The organism is Paludisphaera rhizosphaerae (assembly GCF_011065895.1).
Lineage (GTDB): Bacteria > Planctomycetota > Planctomycetia > Isosphaerales > Isosphaeraceae > Paludisphaera > Paludisphaera rhizosphaerae.
This window is the reverse complement of sequence record NZ_JAALCR010000038.1, coordinates 43,697-50,884: the sequence shown is the minus strand read 5'-3', so window position 1 is coordinate 50,884 and position 7,188 is coordinate 43,697. Positions and strand designations below refer to the sequence as shown.

Below are 7,188 nucleotides of genomic sequence, written 5' to 3'. Positions count from 1 at the left end.
CGACCGGCTCCGGGCGCGCATCCAACGCATTGATCTCAAAGCAGAACCGATCCCCCCTCATCCGGCCTTCGGCCACCTTCCCCCGCGAGGGGGGAAGGCCGTTTCGCACCGGCACTTCCGGCTGGCTCATCCGCCGGCAAACGAACCGCCACGGTCGTCCCGACGCTCAATCGGCTCTCCACGGCGATCTGGCCGCCGTGGGCCTCGACCAGTCCCCGGCAGATGGCCAGGCCGAGGCCGCTGCCTCCCGTCTCACCGGATCGCGCCGGGTCGGCGCGGTGGAAGCGGCGGAAGAGGGAGGCAAGGTCGGATTCGGAGATGCCGACCCCCGTATCGATCACGGCCAGGACCGCTTCATCACCCTCACGAGTGGTCGTGACCAAGACCCGGCCGCCGGGGCGGTTGTAGAGGATCGCGTTGGCGAGCAGGTTGGAGGCGACCCGCGCCAGGCCGTCTGCGTCTCCCATCACTTCCACAGGCTCGATGGCCGTCTCCACCGTCACGTCGCGGCGTTCGGCCAGGGCGTCGAGCAGTTCAACGGCCTCCTCGACGACGGCGGCCAGGTCGACGCGCTCCCGCTTCAATTCAAGCTGGCCGGCGTCGGCGCGGGCCAGGGTCAGCAGGTCGTCGACGACTCGCTTCATCCGCCCGGCGGCACGGCCGCAGGCCGCCAGCGCCTCGCGGTACTCGGCCGTCTCGCGAGGCCGCGACAGGGCCAGCTCCACGTGCGTCAGGATCACTGAGAGCGGCGTGCGCAGCTCGTGGGAGGCGTCGGCCGTGAACTGGGCCTGTTGCTCGAACGACGTCTCCAGACGGCCGAGCATCTCGTTGAGGATCGTGGCCAGCCCCTCCAGTTCAGCGTCGACGCCCGCGGAGTCGATCCGCTCGGAGAGCCGCCGCGCGGTGATCCGGTCGAGCGTCGCACTCATCGCGCCGATCGGCCGTACCGCACGCGATGAGAGCCACCAGCCGCCGACCAATCCCGCCGCGAAGACGGCCAGCCCCGTTAGCGCCAATCGCAGGCCCAGCAGTCGAAGCCCCGCCAACTCCCGGTCGATCGAGCGGCCGACGAGGATCCGCGAGCGTTCGGGCCCGCGCAGCGACAGTTCGTGGAGCATCCCGCGCTGGCGGGCTCGCCACTCGTGGTGGGGACGCATCGTCTCGTCGGGAGGGGCGTCGACGTCGGGGGGATCGGCGAGAAGGATGCTGCCGTCAAACCTTCGGATCACGAAGTAAGGCTCACGGCCGGGCTCGGCGTATCGCGCCGTCAACGAGGCCGGCAGCCGCAATCCTCCCAGAGGCCCTCCGCGCAGGGCGCCCGTCCGCAGCACGCCCTCCAGCACGCGGGCCCCGGAGAGCAACTCGGCGTCGATCTCGTCGAACTTCGCCCGACGCGCCAGGAGGTAGAACGACGTGCCGAAGCCCGCCACCACGACCAGCAGGATCAAGGCGTGCCAGGCCTGGAGCCGCCAACGGAGCGATCGCGACCGCATCAGCGCTCCTCGTGTTCGATCATGTATCCCTGGCCGCGACGCGTGACGATCAGGTCGCGGCCCAGCTTCTTGCGGAGGTGAGAGACGTGGACCTCGACGACGTTGGAGAGCGTGTCGTCGTCGTCGCCGAAGAGGCCGTCGTAGATCGTCGAGCGTGAGACCAGCCGGCCCCGGTGATGGGCCAGCAGTTCCAGCAAGGCGAACTCGCGGGCCGTCAGCGGCACGGGGACGCCGGCGCGGGTCACGGTCTTCGTGGCCACGTCGATCGCCACGTCGCCGATCGCGATCACCGCGTCGGCCAGGCCGACCGAGCGGCGGATCAAGGCGCGAAGCCTCGCCAGCAGTTCGGCCAGCTCGAACGGCTTGACCAGGTAGTCGTCAGCGCCGGCGTCGAGCCCCTCCACCCGATCGCCGACGCCGTCACGCGCCGTGAGGATCAGCACGGGCGTCTTCCGGAGGACGCGGAGCCGCCGGAGGACCGCCAGGCCAGGGAGGCGCGGGAGCATCAGGTCGAGGACGATCGCGTCGTACTCGGAGGCGGTCGCCTTCTCCAGCCCCTCGGCCCCGTCGGCCGCCCAGTCCGTGGCGTAGCCCCCTTCGCGGAGCGCCTGGACCAGGCCCCGCGCCAGGTCGGGCTCATCCTCGATCACCAGCACGCGCACGTCGGATCGCCCCCCCGGTTCGTCGGTTCGCCGATCCGATCATCGGGCCTCGACGACCGTCGATCAATCGACCACCCGGAGGACGTCGTTCTTCTTGAACACCATGACCCGACCACGACCGCCGGCGGCGCCGAACTCGACGTGCAGGTCGACGGTCACGCCCAGCGAGGCGTCTTTGGGCACGGCGACCTCGGCGAGGATCACGTCTCCCTGGCGCTCGATCTTCGATGCCTCATAGGGCCCGAACTGGACCCAGCTCGGCTTGCCCGGGGGGAGCCCGCCGCGGGCCGTCTGGGGGTCCATCATGATCCGGATCGTGTGGGACTCGCCGCGCTTGACCGTCCCGGGCGTGACCGACCGCACCCCGGCGTCGACCCGGCTGACGCCCTCCGCGTTGTCCTCAATGGCGCCCGAGGGCATCCGCGCGAGGTGCCGATTGTTCGACGGCTCCGGAACGCCGGCGTAGCCGCCGATGAGGTAGGGGAACCGACCCGGCGTAACGTGGTAGTGGTAGCCCCGCGAAGGGTCCTCATGCCCGTTGCAGACGTCGAGCGCCCGGTCGCCCGTCAGGTCGCGGGCCATCTTGCCGGCTTCCTCGTAAGGCCCGTGGAGCGGGAAGCCGTCAAAGGCGAAACCCAGGATCGGCGAGTGGCCGCGGCCCTCGTCGGCGAAGGGGGTCTTCACGCAGCTCGGGTACTTGTGGTAGTGGTACACACCCTCCTGCTGGGGATGGCCGCAGCAGGCGTCGAGCCAGATCTCCGAATACCCCGCCAGCGCGTTCATCCCGCCGGCCTCGAACGGATTGAAGAAGACGACCCCGTTGATGGCCATCCCGATCTCGCCCCCCGGGACCCGCGTGATTCTCGACGCCCTCTTCGGTTCGAGCGGAAAGGCGAAGTGGAAGTCCTGGACCTCGATCCGGTTCGGGTTCCGGCTGTTGGGGAAGATCGCCGTGGGATGGTCCGGGTAGCCCTGGCTGTCCACCCGGAGGAACCGCCCGTCGTGGCGGATTTTCAGGTTGGCGATCCCGTCCTTGTTCGAGTCCTGCATGTGGTACGAGAAGAGGTCGACGTAGAGGTCGCCGTCCTTGTAGTAGTACGTCGGCGACTCCCCGCGACGGAGATACCACCTGCCGCCGACGGGCTCCATCCCGTCGGAGGAGGCGACGGTCGGCGACGGTCGTGCGGGAAGACCATCGCCGCCGAGGGCCTGCACGCCCGTCGCGACCAGGGTGATGATCCAGAACCAGGCGCCCAGGCGCGGGAGCGTGCGGTCGTTCATGGGATCCCTACACAGTAAACATCGATGATTTGTTGATTTGTTCGTAAAATCTCGTCAAGGGCGAGCGGGTCACTCGGGCCGCCTCGGACGCTGTGGGATCGTCTCGTCGTCTCCTCGCGACCGGCGGCCCTGGGGGCCTCGGGGAGGGCCCTCGCCGCCGGGCGCGCCGCCGCCTCCTTCAGGTCCCCGGCGCATCGACTCCTCGCACTGCGCGATCTGGTCGCGGGTCAGGATGGAGCCGAGCCTCGTCCGCACGTCGGCCCCCAGGGCCTGGAGTTTCATCTCCTGGTCGGGAGTGAGTCGGACGTCCTGCCGGACGAAAGGGGGCAACACATCGCCGAGCCGAGGCTCCGGTCCGCCGGGACCAGGGCCGACCCCCTCGCCACCTGGCCCTCTCGGGCCGCCGAAGCCTGGCCCTCCTGGGCCGCCAGGGCCGCGACGCCCGGCACCCATGCGCGGACCTCCGCGACCGGAGCCCGCGTCGGCCGCCGGCCGCAGCTCGGAGCGGTCGATGCGGCCGTCGCCATCGCGGTCGAGGGTCTGGAGAGACTCGGAAGCTTTGCGAATCTCCTCGGCGGAGAGGACGCCGTCGCCGTTCAGGTCCAGGGCCTCCGCCAGCGGGGACCGTTGTTCGTCCATCCGACCGCCGCCAGGGGGACCGTCCGGCGGCCCTCCGCCGAAACGAGGGCCGGCCGGCCTCTGTGCGAAGGCCGCGGCCGAGGCGAGCAGCGACAAGAAAGCAGCGAACGTCAGGGCTCGCAGCAATGCGCGAAGCTTCATCGTGGCGTCTCCTGATCCGATTCCCGGCCCTCAGCGTCGGGTCGAGATCATCCTAGGAGAACCAACCTTAAGGGAACGTGAAGGGCAGGGGGCCGCCGCGCATTTTTTTGGCAAACGCGACGGCCTCCTGTTTCATTCGATCAACCGACCCAGTTCGACGGGATGATCTCGTCGCGAGTCTGGAGGTGGGCGGTCAGGTCGTGGGCAGCCAGGCCGTCGCGGAGGGCGAGGAAGCCGGCCTGGGCGGCGACGACGTCCGGGAAGCTGAGCCAGCCGACGAACTGGCCGTCCTCGATCCGCGTCCGCGCCGCCAGCACGCTCGACTGGCCGACGCCGTTGAACGTGTCGATGACGTGGCGAAGCGTGTCGCCCAGGTGCGCGTACTCGGCCGAGCGCGTCACCAGCGAGCGCCGGGGCCACGAGACGACCATGCAGACGCTGAGCGTCGGCCCCTCGTCACTCGGAGCGCCGACCGCCTCGGCGACCTCGAACCGGATCCAGATCAACTCGACCTCGACCGTCTGGAAGATCCCCGGCGGCTCGGCCTGCGCGGGCTCGGTCTCGGGCTCGGCTTCCACGTCCGTATCAGCCTCGGCGGTCGTCGCGCCGCCTCCGCCACCGAACGGGAATCGTCCCTGGCTGAAGAAGGAGCCCGAATCCGTCGTCGGCCGCGGCGTCCAGGGTTGAGCCGTGGAAATCCCGCTCGCAGCGACCTCCGACGTGGACTTGAGCACCTCATAGGCGCGGGCGACCATGCGGAAGGCCCACTCGTCGCCGCCGAGATCGGGGTGATGCTTCTTGGACTTCTCGCGGAAAGCCTCGTGGATCTCGTCCTGCGAGGCCGTGGGCGAAACCCCCAGCACGCCGCGGGGGTCGAACGGAAAATGGTGGATCATGGGAGCCTTCGTGATGGAACCGACCCTCGGGAAACCGTCGTCGGCGCGAGAATCGCCACGTACCTTGCAGCAATCCCCACGCCAGTCATTCGTCGCCGGATCGGAATCTTAAGATTCTCGGCGCGACGCCTCCCCCGTGATCGGTCCTCGCGGCGGTGCTATCCTGCGGGTCGGGCCGCCGAAGCCGGCGGTTCCACCGAACCCTCACAGGGAGGCATCCGCCATGCGGATCCATTATCAGGCCTGGTGGGCGGCGACGGTCGCCGCCCTTGCGATCGCCGCGCCGACGGCGAAGGCCGACGTGAAGACGGCCGACGTCGCCTCAGGGCCGATCGTCGTCGCGGCCGACGCCCCGCCCGCCGAGAAGCGAGCGGCCGAGGAGTTGCGGGACGCCTTCGCGCAGGTCGCCGGCAAACGTCCCGAGATCGTCGCAACGCCCCCCGCCGCCGGCTCACCGGCCGTGCTCGTGGGCAAGGCGTCGGGGCTGAAGACGGACGGCCTCGGTCCGGAGGACTTCACGATCCGCGTCGCCGACGGCCGCATCGCCGTCGCCGGCGGTTCCCCGCGCGGGACGCTTTACGGCGTCTATTCCTTGCTGGAAGACGAGTTCGGCGTCCGCTTCCTCACGGCCGCCTGCACGAGCATCCCCGCCGTCGACCCTTCGCGGACGATCGCCGACGGCGAGCGAACGTTCCGTCCCCGGTTCTCCTGGCGGTATTCGTACTACCGGGCCAACATGGACCACCCCGAGCTGGCCGCCCGCCTGCGCAACAACGCCGTCGTCGGCGATCCCGCGCTGGGGGGGAAGTCGTCGTGGGAATTGATCTCGCACACGGTCAGCAACTGGATCCCCGTCGCCAGGCTGGGGAAGTCTCACCCCGAGCTGTTCAGCCTCGTCGACGGCAAGCGGCGAGCGAACATGACCGAGGACCACTTCGGCGAAGGGGGGACGCAACCCTGCTTCACCAACCCCGAGGTCAAGCGGCGGATCATCGAGGGCGTGCTGGCCGAGCTTGAGAAGAAGAACCAGACCGACGGCGTCGTCTCGATCAGCCAGAACGACAACCAGCAGTATTGCCGATGCGCCGACTGCGCGGCGATCGACGACCGCGAAGGTTCGCACATGGGTTCGTTGCTGGCCCTGCTGAACGAGGCCGGCGAGGCCGTGGCGAAGGTCCGGCCGGGGGTCTGCGTGGGGACGCTCGCCTACCAGCACACCCGCAAGCCGCCGAAGACGATGAAGCCCGGCCCCAACGTCGCGATCCAGCTCTGCTCGATCGAGGCCTGCCAGGTCCACCCGCTCGACGACCCCTCGTGCGAGCGCAATCGGGAGTTCTGCTCCGACCTCGACGGCTGGTGCAAGATCAGCGACAAGGTCTACGTCTGGAACTACAACGTCGATTTCGCCAGCTACAACCTGCCGTGCCCGAACCTTGAGATCATCGGCGCGAACGTGAAGTACCTGGCCCGCAACGGCGTCCGGGGCGTCTTCATGCAGGCCTCCGGCGACGGCCGTAACACCGAGCTTTGCGACCTGCGGAACGACCTGATTTCGCGGATGCTCTGGGATCCGTCCCAGGACGACCGTCGCGTGATCGACGAGTTCGTCGACCGCTACTACGGCGCGGCGGCCGGCGACGTGAAGGCGTACCTGCGACTGATCGTCGAGACGCCCCGCGCCAAGGGAGTACACCGACACTGCTTCGGCACGGCGGCCGACTATGGGTTCGACGAGTCGACGGGCCGCGAGGCGCTCGCCCTGCTCGAAGCCGGCATGAAGAAGGCCGAGTCTCCGACCGTCCGCGACCGCGTGGAGAAGCTGACGATCGGCCCCCGGACGATCCTGCTGGAGAAGCCCTTCGCCCGCTGGATCCGCGGCCATCAACGCGAGATCGGCGACGGGTTGCTCAAGGAGGCCCCGCCGGAGGCGTATCGCGGCTGCGAAGAGCAAATCCGCGAGCTGTTCCGCCTCTACGACCGCCACGGCGTCGACCGCTTCTCGGAGCGGATCTCCGCCGCCACGCTGAAGGCGACCCTCCCGGCCTCGGTGGTCGAGCCGATCAAGGAGGAATGAAT

6 protein-coding genes are annotated in these 7,188 nt (G+C 69.3%); 1 reads left to right on the top strand and 5 read right to left on the bottom strand.

Going from position 1 to position 7,188, the window contains the following annotated elements:
• Positions 1 to 35: 35 nt before the first annotated feature.
• From G5C50_RS28725 to G5C50_RS28705, 5 genes are all read right to left on the bottom strand, one after another.
• A complete protein-coding gene (locus G5C50_RS28725) occupies positions 36 to 1,493 on the bottom strand; it encodes a sensor histidine kinase (protein WP_165074644.1) in 1,458 nt (485 codons plus the stop codon).
• On the bottom strand, positions 1,493 to 2,155 hold the full coding sequence (locus G5C50_RS28720) for a response regulator transcription factor (protein ID WP_165074642.1): 663 nt from the start codon (positions 2,153 to 2,155) through the stop codon (positions 1,493 to 1,495). Before G5C50_RS28720 ends, G5C50_RS28725 begins: the two co-directional genes overlap by 1 nt.
• 63 nt (positions 2,156 to 2,218) lie before the next feature.
• The gene (locus G5C50_RS28715) at positions 2,219 to 3,436 is read right to left on the bottom strand and encodes a YHYH protein (protein WP_206107899.1); all 1,218 of its coding nucleotides are present in this window, start codon (positions 3,434 to 3,436) and stop codon (positions 2,219 to 2,221) included.
• 69 nt (positions 3,437 to 3,505) lie between these two features.
• Positions 3,506 to 4,216, bottom strand: coding sequence for an EF-hand domain-containing protein (locus G5C50_RS28710; RefSeq protein WP_165074640.1), 711 nt, complete (start codon positions 4,214 to 4,216; stop codon positions 3,506 to 3,508).
• A 140-nt stretch (positions 4,217 to 4,356) separates the two neighbouring features.
• On the bottom strand, positions 4,357 to 5,112 hold the full coding sequence (locus tag G5C50_RS28705) for a J domain-containing protein (protein ID WP_165074638.1): 756 nt from the start codon (positions 5,110 to 5,112) through the stop codon (positions 4,357 to 4,359).
• 223 nt (positions 5,113 to 5,335) lie between these two features.
• Between G5C50_RS28705 and G5C50_RS28700 the strand changes: the two genes are divergently transcribed.
• Entirely contained in the window at positions 5,336 to 7,186 is a 1,851-nt protein-coding gene (locus tag G5C50_RS28700) for a DUF4838 domain-containing protein (RefSeq protein ID WP_165074636.1), read from the top strand.
• The last annotated feature ends 2 nt before the right edge of the window (positions 7,187 to 7,188 follow it).